The organism is Bacillus testis, from assembly GCF_001243895.1.
Taxonomy (GTDB): Bacteria; Bacillota; Bacilli; order Bacillales; family DSM-1321; genus Bacillus_AD; species Bacillus_AD testis.
Map to the genome: position 1 here is coordinate 432,402 of NZ_LN851186.1, position 18,785 is coordinate 451,186.

General features: G+C 43.9%; 17 protein-coding genes. 15 read left to right on the forward strand and 2 right to left on the reverse strand.

From position 1 onward, the window contains the following. Nucleotides 1–102: 102 nt before the first annotated feature. The 5 genes from BN1765_RS02740 (at nt 103) to BN1765_RS02760 (ending at nt 6,158) form a co-directional block, all read left to right on the forward strand. Entirely contained in the window at nt 103–1,401 is a 1,299-nt protein-coding gene (locus BN1765_RS02740) for an arsenic transporter (RefSeq protein WP_050613734.1), read from the forward strand. A gap of 162 nt (nt 1,402–1,563) precedes the next feature. Then, complete coding sequence (locus BN1765_RS02745; protein ID WP_050613735.1) at nt 1,564–1,989, forward strand: hypothetical protein; 426 nt, start codon at nt 1,564–1,566, stop codon at nt 1,987–1,989. 141 nt (nt 1,990–2,130) lie between these two features. Then, complete coding sequence (locus tag BN1765_RS20645) at nt 2,131–3,276, forward strand: BclA C-terminal domain-containing protein (protein WP_050613736.1); 1,146 nt, start codon at nt 2,131–2,133, stop codon at nt 3,274–3,276. Between the two features lie 174 nt (nt 3,277–3,450). Then, nucleotides 3,451–4,542 carry a tetratricopeptide repeat-containing glycosyltransferase family 2 protein gene (locus BN1765_RS02755; protein ID WP_050613737.1) on the forward strand — a complete coding sequence of 364 codons (1,092 nt, stop codon included), beginning with the start codon at nt 3,451–3,453 and terminating at the stop codon, nt 4,540–4,542. A gap of 5 nt (nt 4,543–4,547) precedes the next feature. Then, nucleotides 4,548–6,158, forward strand: coding sequence for a glycosyltransferase family 4 protein (locus tag BN1765_RS02760; RefSeq protein WP_050613738.1), 1,611 nt, complete (start codon nt 4,548–4,550; stop codon nt 6,156–6,158). 45 nt (nt 6,159–6,203) lie between these two features. Here the strand turns inward: BN1765_RS02760 and BN1765_RS02765 are convergent, their stop codons facing one another. Beyond that, nucleotides 6,204–8,510 (reverse strand): YhgE/Pip family protein, encoded by a 2,307-nt coding sequence (locus tag BN1765_RS02765; RefSeq protein ID WP_050613739.1) that lies wholly within the window; start codon nt 8,508–8,510, stop codon nt 6,204–6,206. 417 nt (nt 8,511–8,927) lie between these two features. Between BN1765_RS02765 and BN1765_RS02770 the strand changes: the two genes are divergently transcribed. From BN1765_RS02770 to BN1765_RS02810, 9 genes are all read left to right on the forward strand, one after another. Beyond that, the gene (locus tag BN1765_RS02770) at nt 8,928–9,713 is read left to right on the forward strand and encodes an ABC transporter ATP-binding protein (RefSeq protein WP_147554240.1); all 786 of its coding nucleotides are present in this window, start codon (nt 8,928–8,930) and stop codon (nt 9,711–9,713) included. A 33-nt stretch (nt 9,714–9,746) separates the two neighbouring features. After that, a complete protein-coding gene (locus tag BN1765_RS02775) occupies nt 9,747–10,685 on the forward strand; it encodes an iron-hydroxamate ABC transporter substrate-binding protein (protein WP_050613740.1) in 939 nt (312 codons plus the stop codon). A 120-nt stretch (nt 10,686–10,805) separates the two neighbouring features. Continuing rightward, nucleotides 10,806–11,813, forward strand: coding sequence for a FecCD family ABC transporter permease (locus tag BN1765_RS02780; RefSeq protein WP_050613741.1), 1,008 nt, complete (start codon nt 10,806–10,808; stop codon nt 11,811–11,813). Beyond that, the gene (locus BN1765_RS02785) at nt 11,810–12,835 is read left to right on the forward strand and encodes a FecCD family ABC transporter permease (RefSeq protein ID WP_050613742.1); all 1,026 of its coding nucleotides are present in this window, start codon (nt 11,810–11,812) and stop codon (nt 12,833–12,835) included. The genes BN1765_RS02780 and BN1765_RS02785 overlap by 4 nt, the downstream gene beginning before the upstream one ends. Before the next feature lie 53 nt (nt 12,836–12,888). After that, on the forward strand, nt 12,889–13,233 hold the full coding sequence (locus tag BN1765_RS02790) for a hypothetical protein (RefSeq protein ID WP_050613743.1): 345 nt from the start codon (nt 12,889–12,891) through the stop codon (nt 13,231–13,233). 325 nt (nt 13,234–13,558) lie between these two features. Further along, complete coding sequence (locus tag BN1765_RS02795; protein ID WP_050613744.1) at nt 13,559–14,509, forward strand: ABC transporter permease; 951 nt, start codon at nt 13,559–13,561, stop codon at nt 14,507–14,509. Next, on the forward strand, nt 14,502–15,449 hold the full coding sequence (locus BN1765_RS02800; protein WP_050613745.1) for an iron chelate uptake ABC transporter family permease subunit: 948 nt from the start codon (nt 14,502–14,504) through the stop codon (nt 15,447–15,449). Before BN1765_RS02795 ends, BN1765_RS02800 begins: the two co-directional genes overlap by 8 nt. Then, nucleotides 15,446–16,204, forward strand: a complete 759-nt coding sequence (locus tag BN1765_RS02805; protein WP_050613746.1) for an iron ABC transporter ATP-binding protein — start codon at nt 15,446–15,448, stop codon at nt 16,202–16,204. The genes BN1765_RS02800 and BN1765_RS02805 overlap by 4 nt, the downstream gene beginning before the upstream one ends. Before the next feature lie 21 nt (nt 16,205–16,225). Further along, nucleotides 16,226–17,188: a siderophore ABC transporter substrate-binding protein gene (locus BN1765_RS02810; protein ID WP_050613747.1), complete on the forward strand. Its 963-nt coding sequence runs from the start codon at nt 16,226–16,228 to the stop codon at nt 17,186–17,188. Between the two features lie 105 nt (nt 17,189–17,293). Here the strand turns inward: BN1765_RS02810 and BN1765_RS02815 are convergent, their stop codons facing one another. Further along, nucleotides 17,294–17,776 carry a flavodoxin domain-containing protein gene (locus BN1765_RS02815; protein ID WP_050613748.1) on the reverse strand — a complete coding sequence of 161 codons (483 nt, stop codon included), beginning with the start codon at nt 17,774–17,776 and terminating at the stop codon, nt 17,294–17,296. Nucleotides 17,777–18,221: 445 nt separating this feature from the next. Between BN1765_RS02815 and BN1765_RS02820 the strand changes: the two genes are divergently transcribed. Beyond that, nucleotides 18,222–18,767 (forward strand): helix-turn-helix domain-containing protein, encoded by a 546-nt coding sequence (locus tag BN1765_RS02820; protein WP_050613749.1) that lies wholly within the window; start codon nt 18,222–18,224, stop codon nt 18,765–18,767. Nucleotides 18,768–18,785 lie beyond the last annotated feature (18 nt).

Here is an 18,785-nt window from a genome sequence, read left to right on the forward strand (position 1 = left end):
TTGTCCCCAAAGTTTCACTTTATTGCATTGCGTGAAGGCTGACTCTATCATAAGAAGAGAGTTTCAGACAAGAAACGAAGCAAATAATTATGGGGTGTAAGGATGTATACAACGACGATTGCAATTATTCTATTTATTGGTACACTGGCTTTGGTCATCAGACAGCCAGGCGGCCTGGGGATTGGCTGGAGTGCTTGCGGTGGAGCGATTCTGGCCCTCCTTTTTCACATAGTGACCTTTCAGGATGTGATGGATGTCACCGGTATTGTCTGGAATGCGACTCTTACCTTTGTTGCCTTGATCGTTATTTCATTAATCCTGGACGAAATAGGCTTCTTCGAATGGGCAGCATTGCATATGGCCAGACTGGCAAGAGGGAATGGACTGGTCATGTTCCTGCTTATTTCCTTGCTTGGCGCCATTGTTTCGGCTTTATTTGCTAATGATGGAGGAGCCCTTATTCTGACTCCTATTGTCCTTGCCATGGTCAGGGCTTTGAACTTCAAAGACCGGATGATTATTCCTTTCATCATGGCCAGCGGCTTTATTGCTGATACAACTTCATTGCCTTTCATTGTAAGTAATTTAGTTAATATTGTATCAGCTGATTTTTTCCATATTACGTTCGGCGAATACGCTTCACGGATGATTGTGCCGAATTTTTTCAGTTTAATCGGCAGCATCATTGTGCTGTATTTGCTGTTCCGAAAAGATTTGCCGCGTACATATGATCCAAAACAAGTGAAATGTCCAGCTCAAGCCATTAAGGATCCTAAAATGTTCCGCTATGCCTGGTGGGTATTGGGACTGTTATTAATTGGCTATTTTGGAGGGGAAGAAATCGGCATTCCGGTTTCCTTTATAGCAATAGCCATCAGTGTGATTTTTCTTTTATTGGCCAAAAAAAGCACAGCTGTTTCGATTCCCGCAGTCATTAAAGGTGCTCCCTGGAATATCGTTTTCTTTTCAATCGGCATGTATGTTGTCGTGTACGGACTGAAAAATGCGGGATTAACAAGCCTTCTTGCAAACGCGATTGCTTGGATTGCCGATCACGGCTTGTTTGCGGCGACGGTGGGTACAGGATTCATAGCGGCTGTATTGTCAGCTGTTATGAATAATCTCCCTACTGTTATGATAAATGCATTGGCCATTTCGGATATACAGGCGACTGGTATCCTGCATGAAGCCATGGTGTTTAGCAATGTAATCGGCTCTGATCTTGGCCCGAAAATGACACCAATCGGTTCATTGGCAACACTTCTTTGGTTGCATGTGCTTCGGAATAAAGGATTCCATATATCATGGGGATATTATTTTAGGGTAGGGATCATCTTGACGGTTCCTACTTTATTCGTCACATTGGCCGGATTATATATTTGGCTGCGGATTATTTATTAACTGTAAAAGATTTAATTCGAATTTGGCAGATTGATAGGCTGGTAGTTGCCCGCTGTTAATGGACGGTATATCATGTAATCACTTTGGTGACGATGCTTTGCGTTTGCCAAGAACTGATTCCAAGTTGTATTCTGGGGACAGGTAAAAGGGGGAGGAATGTGCATGAAATTTTTAAAAGTAATCCTTGTACTGGCTGTTATTTTAGCTGCAGCTGGTTATGGCATTTATTATTTCGGCACTAATTATGCTTCAGACAAAGTGATGGATATGGTTTCAGACCAATTAGAAAACAGCGGGCAAGTGGAAGCTGTGAAAAAGTACATCGAGAAGGATCCCGAACTGAAAAAATTCGTCCAAGAAGGTGCCAATGTGGATGAAAGTGAACTTCCATTCCATACAAAAGAGGAGGCCACTAGGGTTCTTGTACGAAAAGTGGGGATCAGTAAACTAAAGAACATGCAGACTCAAGTGAGTAACGGTACAGCTTCTAAAGAAGAAATCATGAGCCAGGTGGAGAAAAAATTATCACCTGATGAAATTCAGGCTTTAAAAGTGATCGCTTATAAAGAACTCTCGAAAAATAAATAAGGAAGAAAGCATTGTCCCTCGGTGGCAATGCTTTTTTTTATGTGGAAGCCTTTTTTTACTAAAAATAAGATTGCTTGGTTACATATAGTTATGCTTTTTCATAACATAACCGGAAATAGAAGAATGAAAGGGGATTGCACAGTGGGGAAAAAACGCTCATACCGTCGCAAGTCAAGTAAACGCGATTTTATACCAAGTGGCGGCTTTCCGGGTGCTAGCGGTTTTACCTCCGGAATGCCTGAACAGTTGGACCTTCAGGGATCTACAGGAGGAACAGGCAGAAATGCAATAGGAGCCACAGGATTAGAAGAAGCAACCGGCCTGGCAGGAATAATGGGACCAACGGGAGCCACAGGATTAGAAGAAGTGACCGGCCTGGCGATAGCAATGGGGCCAACAGGAGCGACCGGGCCAACAGGAGCAACCGGGCCAGCAGGAGTAATGGGGCCAACGGGGGCCATAGGAGCCACGGGGGCGACCGGTCGGGCTGGCATTGGCCTGACTGATATGACAGTTTTCAATTCGGAACTTGCACCGTTATATCCAAGGGGACAGATTGTTTATCATGAAGGCGGAATATACGCCGCCAACGTAAATGGACCGGTAGGAGTGCCAGGCACTTTACCTGATTTCACGGTCCTATTACCGCCGGGGACATTAGGAGCCAAAGGAGCAACCGGGCCAGCAGGAGTAATGGGGCCAACAGGAGCCACCGGATTAGCAGGAGCAACCGGGCCAGCAGGAGTAATGGGGCCAACAGGAGCCACCGGATTAGCAGGAGCAACCGGGCCAGCAGGAGTAATGGGGCCAACGGGAGCCACCGGATTAGCAGGAGCAACCGGCCCTGTGGGAGTGATGGGGCCAACGGGAGCCACCGGAACAGGGACGACAGCTACTTCCGCTTATGCGGCCAATACAGGGGGAGGGCAAATTGAAGTTTCAGTGGACGGCACCAATATTCCGTTGCCTGATTCTCAAGATATCGGTCCTGGAATTACGTTTGCTACCGATACATTCACGTTATTAGAAGCTGGAAGATACTATATTGATTACACCATTCAATTAATAGCTGGGCTGAATGTCGGATCGCGGTTATTAATAAATGGAGCCGGGAATGTTGCTTCTCAGATTTCACCAGCGCTGACAATGTTAGGATTTAAGAATAAGGTGATAGTAACTGTCCCTGCGAATACGACAGTTACACTGCAACTGTTCGGTTCAGTGGGCAACGCGACACTATTTGGGGGCGGATCAGGCGCAAACGTAGCGATTGTTAGACTTGCATAGTTGGTTTGCAAAAAATAAAAAATGCCCAGCAACACAATCGATGCTGGGCATTTTTTAGCTAGATTGGATGGCATGGCAAAGAATGGACGAAACAGCTTTTTCTTTCGGGAAATATGAGTAGGACATCCCCTGATACGCATATATTGTCAGGAGGGTTGAATAGGAGGGGTTCTTTTGATTTCGGTCAGTTTATGTATGATCGTAAAAAACGAAGAAGCGGTATTGGCCCGGTGTTTAGACAGTGTAAAAGACTTGGTGGATGAAATTATTATTGTCGACACCGGTTCAACTGATGAGACTAAAAGAATAGCTCAAAATTACACGGACAATATCTATGATTTTGTTTGGGTAGATAGTTTTGCAGAGGCCCGTAATTTCGCTTTCTCCAAAGCAACCAAGGAGTATACGCTGTGGCTTGATGCCGATGATGTCATCTTGAAGGAAGACCAGGAGAAGATCAAGAGATTGAAAGAGACACTGGATACATCCTATGATTCAGTCCAAATGGTTTATGTACTGGCCACTGATGAGAATGGGATCCCCGTCAGCAGTCTCAGCAGAAACCGGTTGGTCAAAACGGCGAGGCAGTATAAGTGGATTGGTGCGGTTCATGAATTTTTGGACGTGAGCGGCCCTATTTTTCATAGTGATATTTGTATTACCCACAGAAGCGCGAAAACAACCAAATCTGACCGAAATTTACGAATCTATGAGAAACAACTAAAAGACGGGCATGAATTCAGTCCCCGCGATCTCTATTATTTCGGCAATGAATGTATGGACCATGGATTATTCGAGAGAGCTGTTGAGAATTACCGTTCATTCCTGGATACGAAGAGGGGCTGGGTGGAGGACTGTATACGCGCCTGCGACCAGGCTGCCGAAGCATTGCTGCAGTTAGGCAGAAAAAAAGAAGCGGAAGCGTATATTCTGGAGTCCTTCACATACGATTTGCCACGGGCCAGCCTATGCTTCAAGTTTGGGTATTTGCGCCTGCAGGAGAAAAAATATGAACAGGCCATCTACTGGTATAAACAAGCAGCTGAATCAGATCCAGAGAGAGTAAAGGCAACGGGGGCCTTTATCAACTATGCCTATTACACCTGGCTTCCCCATTTGCAGCTATGCGTTTGCTATGACGCGATCGGAAAAATCGAACAGGCCTATTACCATAATGAAATAGCCCGCCTATACCAGCCGAATAACGCGAGCATTTTAAACAATAAACAGTATTTAGAGAATGTAATGAAAGAGAGGGAGGTGTAGGATAATTGCCAACCAGTTGGTATCAGGCGGTCCCGGCGATCATTGATTTGGTTATGCTGGATCAGCCGAAGTCTGTATTGGATATAGGAATCGGTTTTGGAAAATACGGCTTCTTGCTGCGGGAAGCCTTTGATATTCCATATGAACGCTACGACAAGAAAGCCTGGCTCCTACAAATCGATGGAATTGAAGGGTTCGAAGGGTATCGGAATCCTATCCATGATTATGTGTATGACCACGTTTATTATGGGAAGGTATCAAAGGTTTTGCCGGAGCTCACCCAGAGTTATGACACATTATTATTGATCGATGTTCTGGAGCATTTTGACAAAGAAGAGGGACTTCAATTGATCGACCAGCTACTTGCAATTACCAATACTTCATTAATTGTCTCTACCCCGATTATTCCTTCCGTGCAAGGTGACTACTTGGGGAATGAATTGGAGACACACCGAAGCCGATGGTCGATTGTGGATTTCGCTGACTATGATTATCATTTCAGTGAAGTGAAAGTAGGGGATAACGGAGCATATATATTTAAGTTTTTTCCAGATGAAAAGAAAAGCAAGCAGCAGGAAAAGCCTTTGAAAATCGGTTATCTTTTACCGCACCACGGAATGACCGGAGGCATGAAAATGCTGTTGAACCAGATGGATTTGCTCCATAAACAAGGCCACCATATTACGGCTTTTTTTAAGGGAGAGGAAGGCAGTACAGTTCTTCCCAAGTGGGCGGATATAGAGGTGGACCGCCAAGTGCTCGTGCCGCTCGATCATTTGTTAAAGGATCATTGCAGAGACTGTGATGTGATTGTGGCAGGATGGATCTACCAGCTAGCCGAAATGCAAAATGCGAATACCCCTGTGTTCTATTGGGAACAGGGGCATGAATCACTATTTGGCGATATTCCCGAATACAGCCATATACAAGCGATACGTTCAAGCCTTGCACTTTGTTATAAGGCTGGGATTCCCATACTAAGTGTCTCGAATTTTGTTTCTAGAGTCCTTTCTGCGCGGTATGGATTGGAGACGGATGTGCTCCCAAATGGCATTGATGTCGAAAAATATACGCCAGTTGAGTCAAGGCCACCATCCGATAGACCGACCATACTATTGGTGGGTAATCCGAATTTGCGTTTCAAATCGTTTAATGATGCCATTAAAACCTTGTCCATTGTATGGGCAAAGGGACATCGATTCAAGGTGAAATGGGTTTGCCAAACAGTGCCTGCGCATACTGCCGTTTTTCCAATCGAATACATTGTCCAGCCGAAAGAATCCGAGTTGGTCAGTTGTTATCAGAATGCGGATTTATTTCTGTACACATCATGGTATGAAGGTTTTGGCATGCCGCCGCTAGAAGCGATGGCATGCGGTTTACCGGTTGTGATGACGGATTGTGGAGGCGTGAAGGAGTATGCTCTGAATCACTATAATTGCCTGATGGCTGAACCGGGAGATCACTGGGCTCTGGCCGAGCATGTTGCAAGCCTGTTGGCGGATCAAGAAAAAAGAAGGTATTTGGCAGCCAATGGCCGTATGACCGCACTGGATTTCCGTTATGAAAAAGTAATGCCCCAATTGGTTGACTATATGAGAACCCTGACAGAATAAAGAAAGGATCCGCGCCAAGACCGGGCGGATCCTTTTTCTGTTCGTCTACGCCTCCAACGGACGGTCTGAGGAAAGATGTCTTTTGCTGCTGAACAAGGCAACAAGGCTGATTAAGAGAATGGAGACGATTAAATAGATAAGCAGGATGCTCAGATTTCCCCAAGCGGAACTTGTGTTGTCCAACGATACAAGGGCACGGAAACTATCGATCGAGTAACGCATCGGCAGCCAGGAGCTAAGTGCCCGCAGCCCCTCAGGCAGCATGGCAACCGGTAAGCTTGCGCCAGTGGTGGATAATTGCAAGACCAGAAATGCAACTGCCAGGAATCTGCCGATATTTCCGGCCAGTGCTATCAGGAAGAACACCATGGCAAGGAATGTCACGCTGGCAAGAATCGCAAATAACATAAGCAGGATGCCATTAGAAACACTAAGCCTGATAAAGAATAAAGCAAAAGCGCTCATAATGATAGCCTGAATGGCAGCCAATCCTGCAAGTTTTGCATAAATGCCGAAATACCATCGGAAGCTGGAAACAGCCAGATCATATGGTTTGTGGATATCAAAAAGCAGAGTCAGAACAAGCACACCTACAAATAAAGCAAGCGACAAAATATAGGGTGCGTTCGCATAGCGGTACATCGGGAAAGAGTGAATCGTCTTGCCCGTTAATTCAACCGGAGAAGAGAACATATTGATATTATCCTGGTTTACTTTTATAGCATTTACTTTTGAAGCGCCTCCCTGCAATCCCGAAGCGAGCTGCTTTGAGCCATCTTGCAATTGGAGGATGCCATTGTCGACTTGCTGCACTCCAGCAGTCAGATCGTTCCAGCCGACTTTAACTGTCTGGTTGCCGTCATTGACTTGTGTCATGCCTGAATTCAGCTTTTGTGCCCCGGTAGTAAGGTTTTTCCAACCTGCATCCACAGAGTGGTTTCCATCGTTGATGACAGACATGCCGTTATCAAGTGTAGCGACAGAGTTTGTCAGCTTGCCCCAAGATCCGGTTAAGGAAGCGTTTCCATTCGCAAGCTTGGCAGCACCGCCTGCTAGCTTCGCAGATCCTTGAACCACTTGTGATTGTCCAGCGACTAATTGGTCAAGGCCTGCTTTCAATTGAGAGGCTCCTGGAGCGGCCTGCGCAAGTCCTCCGGCAAGTTGGTCTGCGCCTGTCTTCAATGCAACTGATTTTTGTTTTAGTTGATTCAGCCCACCAGCCAGTTCCTTGCTGCCAGCCAATAACTTCTGGAAGTCCGGATTTACGGCCAATATAGGTCCTAACATAGGGTGTTTAGACATTTGCTCAATGCCCGCAGCGACTTGCTGTGCACCCGGCTCCAGTTTTGAACCGATTGCATCCACAGCGGTACCGACGCCAGCAGCCATTTCTTTGCTTCCGGGCGCTAGCTTAGCCAAACCATCATTTAATGTTTTGCTGCCGGCCTGGGCAGATTTTAACCCGGTTAATACTTTGCTGGAACCGTCTTGCAGGGAATTTGCTCCATTTTGTAACTCTTTGGATCCTGCAGCCAGTTGGTTAATGCTGCCTGTGCCGCCTTGCAGGGCCTGAAGGAGTTGCCCGGTCCCATCCTTCGCTTTGGCTGTCCCCGCTGCTAATTTGGAGATGTCTCCTGCTTTGGATTGAAGTGATTGAAGTAAGGTGTCTGTCCCGCTTTTCAATTCCTGTGTTCCATCAGCGAGTTTACTGATATCGCCGGATTTAGATTGAAGAGACTGGAGGATTTGGCCTGTTCCATCTTTTAGGGTGACAGAGCCATCGTGGAGTTTATTAGAGCCATCTGCGCCGTCTGTAAAGCCGGATGCAATTTGGCTCAACTGATCGAACATATTTTGAGCATAGGTGGCAGTGATTTTATTGGCCAATTGCTCGCGGATCCTTTCGGTGGCGCTTTTGGTCACCTGGGCGGCCATGAAATGCAGCCCTTCATTTTGGGTATACACCAGTTCGGGAACTGTAGGATTGTCCGTCAATACGGTCGTTACTCTCTGCGAGAAGTCTTTAGGAATTTGGATAACCATATAATAGTCCAGATTTTTCATACCTTCCTCAGCTTCTCTAGCATCTACAAAATCCCAGCCAAGGGTTTTGTTCTTTTTCAGGTCGGCTACTAAGTCTTTACCGACATTGACGGGTGTTTCGCCTGAAAGGGCACCTTCATCTTCATTCACAACGGCAACCGGTAAATTGGACAAGTTGTCATAAGGGCCCCAGGTAGGAGTAAGAATAATGGCTGCAAAAATGAGCGGCACCAAGATAGCGGCTGCAAGAGCGATGAAAACGCCTCTCCTATCTTTCATTCGAGCAAGAGATACAGCGGAATCTTTCATACAAGACCTCCAATATATTCATTTTTTGTACTGTTTTCTAAAAGGCTGTTGTTTTAATTCGTTGTTAATTGCTGTGAAAAGCGGGCGCCAATTTAGTAAAAAGCAACAAAGCTTTTGAAAACAGCCGTTTACATGAATGTAATGAATGGCTATTCATTACATTCATAATTATATAATATTCTGAATTTTTGTTTAAATACCTTCTTTTTATTCATGAAAATTTTTGGTTTAGTAGCTATTGGTCATACTTATGGACTATTATTTGCGTTTAATATGCATGAATGGTGGAAAAAAGATAAAAATAGATTCTACTATAGAAATAAGCCCGGTATTTTTGAATACAGAGGTTGCGATTCAATAAGTATATTACTATACTTGATAATGATTATCATAGTCAGTATGAGTGAGGTGATTACTATATCACACATAGAAACCAAGGATTTATCGATCGGGTATGAAAAAGAAAATGTCGTTCAAAATCTCACTATAAATATTCCAAAAGGAAAAATCACATCTTTTATAGGCGCAAATGGATGCGGGAAATCAACGATCTTAAAAACAATCGCCCGGCTTCATAAGCCGCGTTCAGGTTCAGTCCTTTTGGATGGGAAAGATATACATTCTCTTTCTACAAAAGAGATTGCCATGCAGATGGCTATATTGCCGCAATCTCCAGAAGCGCCTGTGGGTATGACCATTTATGAGCTTGTTTCATATGGCAGATATCCCTATCAAAAAGGGATGGGGCGCTTAACTGCGAAGGATAAAGAGGTGATTGAGTGGGCGCTTGGCGTCACCGGGATGTCCGCGTTCCATGACCGCCATGTGGACGAGCTTTCAGGAGGCCAGCGCCAACGGGCGTGGATTGCAATGGCACTGGCTCAGGAAACAGAATTGGTGCTGTTGGATGAACCGACAACTTACTTAGATATGGCCCACCAGATGGAAGTGTTGGAACTTTTGAACCACTTGAACCAGAAGGAGGGGCGCACCATTGCGATGGTTCTTCATGATATTAACCAGGCTGTCCGTTTTTCGGATTATATCTGTGCATTGAAGAAAGGCAAGGTCGTCCATTTCGGTAAAGCGGAGGAAGTCATGACGAAAGAAGTGCTTCTGGAGGTTTTTGGCATTCATGCAACAATCGTTACCGATCCCAACACCAATAAGCCAGTATGTTTATCCTATGATTTAGCACATTAATAATAAGATAAAAGAAGCGAGGTTGATTAGAAGATGAAAAAATGGAAAATGGCAGGGGCTTTCATCATGCTCTGCATGTTCATGATGCTAGGAGCCTGCAGCAATAATAACAATGATACATCAGATAAAAAAGATCACAAAGACGAGAAAACCGTTTCTTTTAAGGCAGATAACGGCACAATAGACGTACCGGCTAATCCTAAAAAGGTGGTTGTTCTAGAAGCTTCTTATGTAGGATATTTATTGCAGGTCGGAATAAAGCCGGTAGCCGCTCAAAAGCTAGCTCTTGAAAACCCTTATTTTGAAGGAAAGCTAGACGGTACAGAAGAAGTGACATCGGATGCATTGGAAAAAATCCTTTCTCTTAAACCGGATCTGATTATTACAGGCACGACAGATGAAAACATTAAATCTCTTCAGGATATTGCACCAACTGTTGCTTTCGAGTGGGGCAAACGCGACTATCTTGAAAACATGACAACCATTGGCCAATTGGTGAATAAAGAAAAAGAAGCGAAGGAATGGATAGCCGAGTGGAATGATAAAGTTGCGGCAAACAAGGAAAAAGTACAGTCGGCTGTAGGTGACAAGACTGTATCAATCATGGAAAGCTTCTCAAAAGGCGTATACGTTTTTGGTGATAACTTCGGCCGCGGGGGAGAAGTCATCTATAAGGCGCTTGGCTTGAAAGCTCCGGAAGCTGTCCAAAAAAATGTCATCGACAAGAGTGGATTTGCTGAAGTATCATTAGAGAATATCCCTGAATATGCTGGCGATTATATTTTCTTCGGCAGCTGGGCAGGCGAAGAATCATCCAATGATAAAATTAAGAACAGTACGGTTTGGAAGAGCCTTCCTGCTGTAAAAGCGGGAAATGTATTTCCGTTAAATCCAAAAACATCTTATTTCTCCGACCCGGTTACACTGGATCACATTATGGATGAGATTGTTTCAAATTTGACAGGTAAATAAAACAGAAGAAGACGTAAACGACAAAAGCCATCCGTTTTTGTCGTTTTCTTACTGTCTGGAAACCTAATTTTCAAATATAGGGTGAACAGGTGTTAATGGGAAGCGAGGTGGCTATTTATAATGGAGCAGCATAAGAACAGAAAAAGGGGATTGGCGTTGATTACTTCTGGCCTTATTCTGGTTTTTCTCCTTATTCCATTTGGTGTGATTGTGGGATCGGCCCATATAGAGCTTGGTACGGTATGGCAGGCGATTGCCCACTACAATCATGAGATGACAGAACATATAATTGTCAGAGATGTTAGACTTCCGAGAGAAATCAGTGCCGCCCTAGTCGGCAGTGCCTTAGCGGCTGCAGGTGCCATCATGCAGGGAATGACCCGGAATCCGCTTGCAGATTCAGGATTGCTTGGTTTAAATGCAGGCGCTTCTTTCCTGTTGGCGATTAGCTTTGCCTTTTTTCCTGCTTTAGGCTTTATGGGGCATCTAGCCTTTTCTTTTGTCGGGGCAGGCTTGGGGGCATTGCTTGTGTTTATGTCCGTCTGGCTGGTTAAGGGCGCCATGTCGCCTTTCCGGATAGTACTGGCAGGAGCGGCGGTTTCCGCTTTATTAAGCGCGCTTGCCCAAGGGGTTGCTCTGTATTTCAATGTCAGCAAAGATTTGACGTTCTGGACATCGGGAGGAGTGGCAACATTGACATGGAATGATATCCAAATCCTTCTTCCAGTGATTATAGTCTCCCTTGCAGGGGCAGTGGCCATTTCAGGTAAAGTAACGGTCCTAAGCTTCGGAGAAGACGTGGCGACAGGACTGGGGCAGAATATTGTGCTAGTAAAAGCAATAGCTACGATTGTTGTTCTATTGCTGGCGGGTTCCGCTGTAGCTACGGTCGGTTCGATTGCTTTTGTCGGCTTGGTTGTTCCTCATATCGTCCGTTATATCGTAGGAGTCGACTATCGCTGGATCATACCGGGAAGTGCGGTTGCTGGAGCGGCATTGATGCTTTTGGCTGACATTGGGGCACGTACGCTTAATCCGCCGTTCGAAACGCCGATCGGTGCCATTATATCGTTCATCTCTGTTCCTTTCTTCATCTATTTAGTGACGAGAAGGAGAAAGCTAATATGAATATGCATGAATTAATGAGGCGACGTAACCGTAAAAAAGCCATTTACTTGGCTATATTTTTTGTGCTGATCATAGTCAGTATTCTCATTTCCGTTTCACTGGGCCAAATAAGCCTTTCGCCGGGACAAGTAATCCGGACATTATTCGGCAATGGCAATGGGCAGGAAAATTTGATTTTATTCCAGATGAGAATGCCGCGCATCGTGATGGCTGTCCTAGTTGGAATGGGGCTTGCCGTGTCCGGCTGTATCCTGCAGGCGCTGACGCGAAATGAATTGGCTGATCCAGGCATTCTGGGCATTAATAATGGAGCCGGCATCATGATTGTGGTCTATCTGTTGTTCTTTCAGTCTGAATCCATCCAACATCTGCTTGCCCTTCCATTCGCAGCCTTTATAGGAAGTGCCCTCACAGCTGTCCTTTTATATCTGTTTTCATACCGGAAGAATGAGGGGATTGATCCATCGCGTCTTGTGTTAGTGGGGATCGGTTTAAGCGCAGCAATTGCCGGCGTGATGATCATGTTCACCATCCGTTTAAGGCCGGATGAATTTCAGTTTATGGCCAAATGGCTGTCCGGGAATATTTGGGGCAAAACGTGGGATTACGTGATTGTCCTTCTGCCTTGGCTAATCGTGTTGCTGCCGCTGTCCTTTGTGAAAGCAAGAGTGCTGGATGCCCTGTCATTTGGAAAGGATCTCTCCAGTGGTTTGGGGGTTGCCGTAGGAAAAGAGCGGATTTTATTGCTTATATTCGCAACGGCCCTGGCAGCATCGTGTGTATCGGTAAGCGGCAGTATCGGCTTTGCCGGCTTAATCGCCCCGCACTTGGCAAGAAGGCTGGTGGGCACAAACCACCGTTACTTGTTGCCGGCATCGGCTCTGGTGGGCGCTTTGCTTGTGCTGAACAGTGACACAATTGCCCGGATGATCCTCCAGCCGAGCGGGATTCCAACTGGAATTGTTGTAGCAGTGGTTGGGGCTCCTTATTTCATCTACTTGCTTGCTAAATCCCGTGTGTAAAAGGATTATTTTTCCTGTTTTGTGGTAAATCTTCTAAAAAGGAGATGATCCATATGCAAGACGGACAAGAAGTATATTATATAAGTATCCAAAGCGGCCAGGTTTCCAGGGAGCCACAGGAAGGGGACAGCCAATTCCGGATTATAGCCACTGACCAGGAGTATCGTGATATTGAAGTCCTAGCAAACGAATTGTATGACAGTGACTTAAAGACGCATTTTCGGGCGCAGATTCCTTTTCTGGAATACCATCATGACAAAGAAAACGATGAATATGATTCACGGCTGATTTCCCTGTATGAAAAAATCTATCAATTGGGAGATGCGGAAACGAAGGCCCATATAGATTCAATGGGGATTTTGGGAAGAACCACCTTAAATAATGAAGATGCATTCTGAATATGGAAGAAGAAAGGCAGCCATTTGGCTGTCTTTTTTTAGTGGGCGGAGTTAGGTTCTTCCTGCCTAAATCACCCATTGTTTTGAGAGAGAGCCAGGAAAAATGGAAAAATAATCGAAAAAAATACAAAATTGGTGTTGACAAGTGGTAATGATAATCATTATCATTTGTTATGTAAGTTATATTCTCAGTATCGGTAAAAAAGAAACAGATTTCGCGAAATCGAGTCATGTGCAGTGTGCTATTTTTACAGGTATCCTGAGAATGATTGTCTTTCGAAAGAAAACGTCGTCATTATGGCAGGTTGTTGAAAAGAGGATTCCTATGAAGAAAAGATACCTACTGAGTGGATTAATTATATTATCTTTTATAAGCATCTTCATTGGAGTGAGTGATGTTTCACCCTTGGATTTGTTCAGCTTAAGCGATGAGCAGAAAGAAATTTTGCTAATCAGCCGCTTGCCGCGCCTGGTCAGTATCATAGTAGCGGGCATGAGCATGAGTTTGGCTGGTTTGATTATGCAACAATTGACCAGAAATAAATTTGTTTCGCCGACTACTGCGGGAACAATGGATTCAGCACGGCTTGGAATCATGGTGAGCATGCTTCTTTTTTCCTCAGCATCCCAAATGGAAAAAATGCTGATTGCCTTTGCTTTTGCTTTGGCGGGAACCTTGATCTTCATGAAAATCTTAGACAAAATCAAATTCAAGGATGCGGTTTTCATCCCTCTGGTAGGGCTGATGTTTGGGAATATCGTTAGTTCCATAACGACCTTCTTTGCCTATAAAAACAACCTGATCCAAAATATGTCTGCTTGGCTGCAGGGGGATTTCTCCGGCATCATGACAGGCAAATACGAGATGATTTATATCTCGATCCCATTAATGGTTCTGGCATATTTATTTGCCAACAAATTTACGGTAGCGGGAATGGGCGAGGATTTTGCCCTGAACCTGGGACTGAAATATAAGCAAGTGGTCAATACCGGCTTAATCTTAGTGGCAATGATTACGGCTGTCGTTATTCTCACAGTGGGGACCATCCCGTTTCTTGGTTTGATTATCCCGAATATTGTTTCCATTTATAAGGGTGATCATTTAAAGAATAATTTGCCGCATACAGCATTGCTGGGAGCCGTTTTTATATTGGTGTGTGACGTTCTGGGCCGTTTGGTTATTTTTCCGTACGAAATCCCGATCGGCATGACAGTTGGAGTAATAGGCAGCGCCATCTTTGCTTACTTGCTATTAAGGAGAAGAGCCTATGAGTGATAAAGCGAAACTAACCTTAGTGGGAGTAGTGGCCATTACCTTGATCGGCGTGTTCATATTCACGGAAATGGGGAATTTTCCGGAATATGTGCTTCCGAGAAGAGGATATAAAATGTTGGCCGTCGTCCTTACCGGTACATGCATTGCTTTTTCAACTGTTGTATTCCAGACGATTACGAATAACCGGATCTTGACACCGAGCATCATTGGATTGGATTCCCTTTATATGCTGATCCAGACTGTATTGATTTTTGCTTTTGGGTCTACGACTCTGAGCGTCGTCAATAAAAATGTCAATTTCCTCATTACAATTGTCCTGATGATCATTTTCGTCGGATTCCTTTATCGGTTGCTGTTCAAAAGGGAAGGGCAGAATCTGTACTTTCTGTTGCTTCTGGGCCTTGTATTCGGCACGCTATTCCAAAGCGCTTCAACCTTCATGCAAGTGTTGATCGATCCGGATGAATATACAAGGATCCAAGATAAAATGTTTGCCAGCTTCAATAATGTAAACACGGATTTATTAACGATATCCATCATAGGCATTGTTGCCATTTTCCTTTACTCGCTGAAGTTCATTAAATATCTGGACGTCTTGGCGCTGGGAAGGGAACAAGCCATCAACCTAGGTGTTCCATATGATTATGTGGTCAGAAGGTTATTGGTGGTTGTGGCTGTATTGATCTCCATCTCTACAGCTTTGGTAGGCCCGATTACATTCCTTGGCCTGCTTGTCGTCAATGTAGCGTATCAATTCCTGGGAACGTATAAACATACATATTTGATCCTAGGATCGGTCCTTATCAGTATTACAGCGTTAGTCGGAGGCCTTTTGCTTGTTGAGAGAGTGTTCACCTTCTCAACTACACTGAGTGTCATTATTAATTTTATCGGTGGCATTTACTTTATATATCTTCTATTAAAGGAGAATCGGACATGATTGAAGTAGCGAATGTAACAAAATTGTATGGTAACAAAAGTGTTGTGGATGATGTTTCTGTCTCTATCCAAAAAGGAAAAATCACGTCTTTCATCGGGCCGAATGGAGCGGGGAAGAGTACATTGTTGTCCATGATTAGCCGCTTGATCGCCAAGGATACGGGTGAAGTATTAATAGAGGGGAATGATATCGGCAAGATCAAAAGCAATGATTTGGCGCGTAAAATCGCCATTCTTAAGCAAACGAACCATATCAATATCCGCTTGACCATCCGGGAACTGGTATCTTTTGGCCGCTTTCCATACTCGCAGGGCCGATTATCCAAAGAAGACTGGAGAAAAGTAGATGAAGCCATTGCCTATATGGAATTGGAAGATTTGCAGGATAAGTATCTTGACCAATTGAGCGGTGGGCAGCGGCAAAGGGCTTATATTGCGATGGTCATTGCACAGGATACGGAATATATCCTTTTGGATGAGCCGTTGAATAATCTGGATATGAAGCACTCTGTCCAGATTATGAAGATTCTGCGCCGCTTGGTGAACGAACTAGGCAAAACGATTGTCATCGTGATACACGATATCAACTTCGCTTCCTGTTATTCCGATTATATCGTCGCATTAAAGGATGGGAAAATCGTCAAAGAAGGACCTGCTGAAGAGATTATCAATTCGGATGTGCTAAGAGATATTTATGATATGGATATCGCTATCCAAAATGTAAATTGCCAAAAAATATGCGTATATTTTACGTAATAAAATGAAGAGGTGCAGAAAATGAAAAAATCATTGATCGCGATTATGTTTGCTCTATTTACAATCGTGCTGGCAGCTTGCGGTGCACAAGATGACAAGAAAGATGAAAGCAATGGCAGCAAAGAAGAACAAAAAACAATTACTGTCAAACATGATTACGGCGAAACCAAAGTGCCTGCCAATCCTAAAAAAGTGGTTGTGTTCGACTTTGGCACTCTTGATACAATGAATAAATTGGGCATTGATGTGACTGGCGTTCCTCAAGACAATGTTCCATCTTATCTGAAGGAATACAAAGATTCTAAGTATAAAAATGTCGGTGGCTTAAAAGAGCCGGATTTTGAAGCAATCAATGAAATCCAGCCTGATCTAATCATTATTTCCGGCAGACAAGCGGATTCCTACGATAAGTTCAGTGAAATCGCACCTACCATTTATATGGGCGTTGATACAAAGGATTACATGAAGTCATTCGAAAGCAATGTGAAGACAATCGGCCAAATTTTCGATAAAGAAAAGCAAGCCAATAAAGAATTGTCTGCTGTGAAAGATTCCGTGCAACAGCTGAAGGATAAAGTCGATCCTGATAAGAAAGGACTTATCATTCTTGCATCCGGCGGCAAAATCAGTGCTTACGGCACGCAATCACGCTTCGGCATCATCCATGATGAATTTGGCGTCACTCCATCAGACAAGAATATTGACAGCAAATCGCCTCATGGCCAAACAGCTTCATTTGAATACGTACTGAAACAAAATCCTGACTACTTATTCGTTGTGGACCGCGATAAGGTAGTGACAAGTGAAGATGGAAAAGATTCAGGAGCAAAGAAAACAGTAGAGAACGATTTAGTGAAGAAAACAAATGCCTATAAGGATGGCCACATTGTTTACTTGGATCCTAACTACTGGTACCTATCTGGCGGCGGTCTAGAATCAGTCGCAGAAATGGTGAATGAAGTTTCAAGCGCTATTACAAAATAATCATGTCTCCATCCGAAAAGAGCCCCCCTCTTTTCTTCATAGAGATAAAACCCGCATCCGCTATAAATGGATGCGGGTTTTTAATATGGCCAAAAAGGGCCTGCTTCACGGATTGCAGACAGTACGGGCCAAAGCATCTATTTTATCTTCGTCAATATGCGGCAGCGGCTTCTTTTCTTTACTAAAATTTTTGCGTACCTGGCGCAGGACGAAAGCATCTAGGCGTTTGCCGGGATGGTCGGGGAATTCGCCGCCAAGGCTCACGGCCGCCATGGCGTGCTCTAAGAGTGCAGGCGGAAAGTTTAATTTAAAATGGTCTTCAACCTGCTCCTGCATGCCGCAGCAAATAAAAATAGCTACTTTCTTTTGCAATAAAATATCCAAGTTCGTGTTGATAAATTCTCTGGCGAGTTTATGGATTTTTCCAAAGCGAATGCAGCTGCCGATTATGATGGTGTTAAATTCAGAGAGCGGAGGGCTACACTCCTCAAGGTTGAGAATGACGGAATCATCTAGTTTTTCATGCAGATTCAGCGCGCATTTTTCAGTACTGCCGTTTCTCGATGCATAAACGATTAAACAACTCATTTTGTTCACAACCTTTATCATTAGTAGTTATCAGGATGTACTTTTATTATAAATATTTTTCTGAAATAATAAAAGGTTTAGACGATTATTGGATATACAGCCCCACCCATAGAGGAAAGCCGAAAGAGTTTGTTTGAAATACAGATGGAAGTGAAATACATATCTATATAGGAAAAATCAGCCTGTCTATTCTGCACAGTGAAACTTTCGATATCCTTTTTCCCCTAACGAACATCAGTTGAGATCTTATTGCCGCTATCCCACTTCGAATCTTCGCACCAGGTAGAACAGGTAAAAATAGTGTGGGGAAATAAAGTATTTTCTATTGAAGTTTTAGGACAATCTTGTATAATAGCTAATGGTAAAAGTAAACTCTAAGTAAAGTAACAATAAACAATAATTATCGGAAGTTTACTAACTTTAAACAATATGGGGTTATATAATCATGCAATTGATCGGAAGGAAAATGAAAAATCTACGATTGAAAAAAGGGTTAACTCAAGAAGAATTGGGTGAACGGACTGATTTGAGCAAAGGTTATATATCACAATTGGAACGGGATTTAAGCTCACCTTCCATAGAAACGTTTTTTAATATCCTTGAAGTGCTTGGCTGTTCCCCGAAGGAATTCTTCAGTGAAGAGGACCAAGTGCAAAAAGTGGTGTATACAGAGGAAGACCAGACATGCTTTGAGGATGAAGAGCGAGGCTACCATATCCAGTGGCTTGTGCCAGAATCCAATGAAAAAGAAATGGAGCCCATTATCCTTACGTTTCAAAAAGAAGGGGAGTACAAAGTGTTCGAACCTTCATTATCCGAAACGTTCGGTTACGTATTAAAAGGAAAAGTGAAAGTTCTGCTGGGAAGAAACGAATACTATGCGAAAGCGGGGGAGGCCATTTACTTCCATGCCTCCGACAGGCATCAGATCGTCAATGAAAACCCCGGCCATTCGCAACTGATATTAGTTGCAACAGATTCATATCTGTAAGATTTGATTACTTAAAAT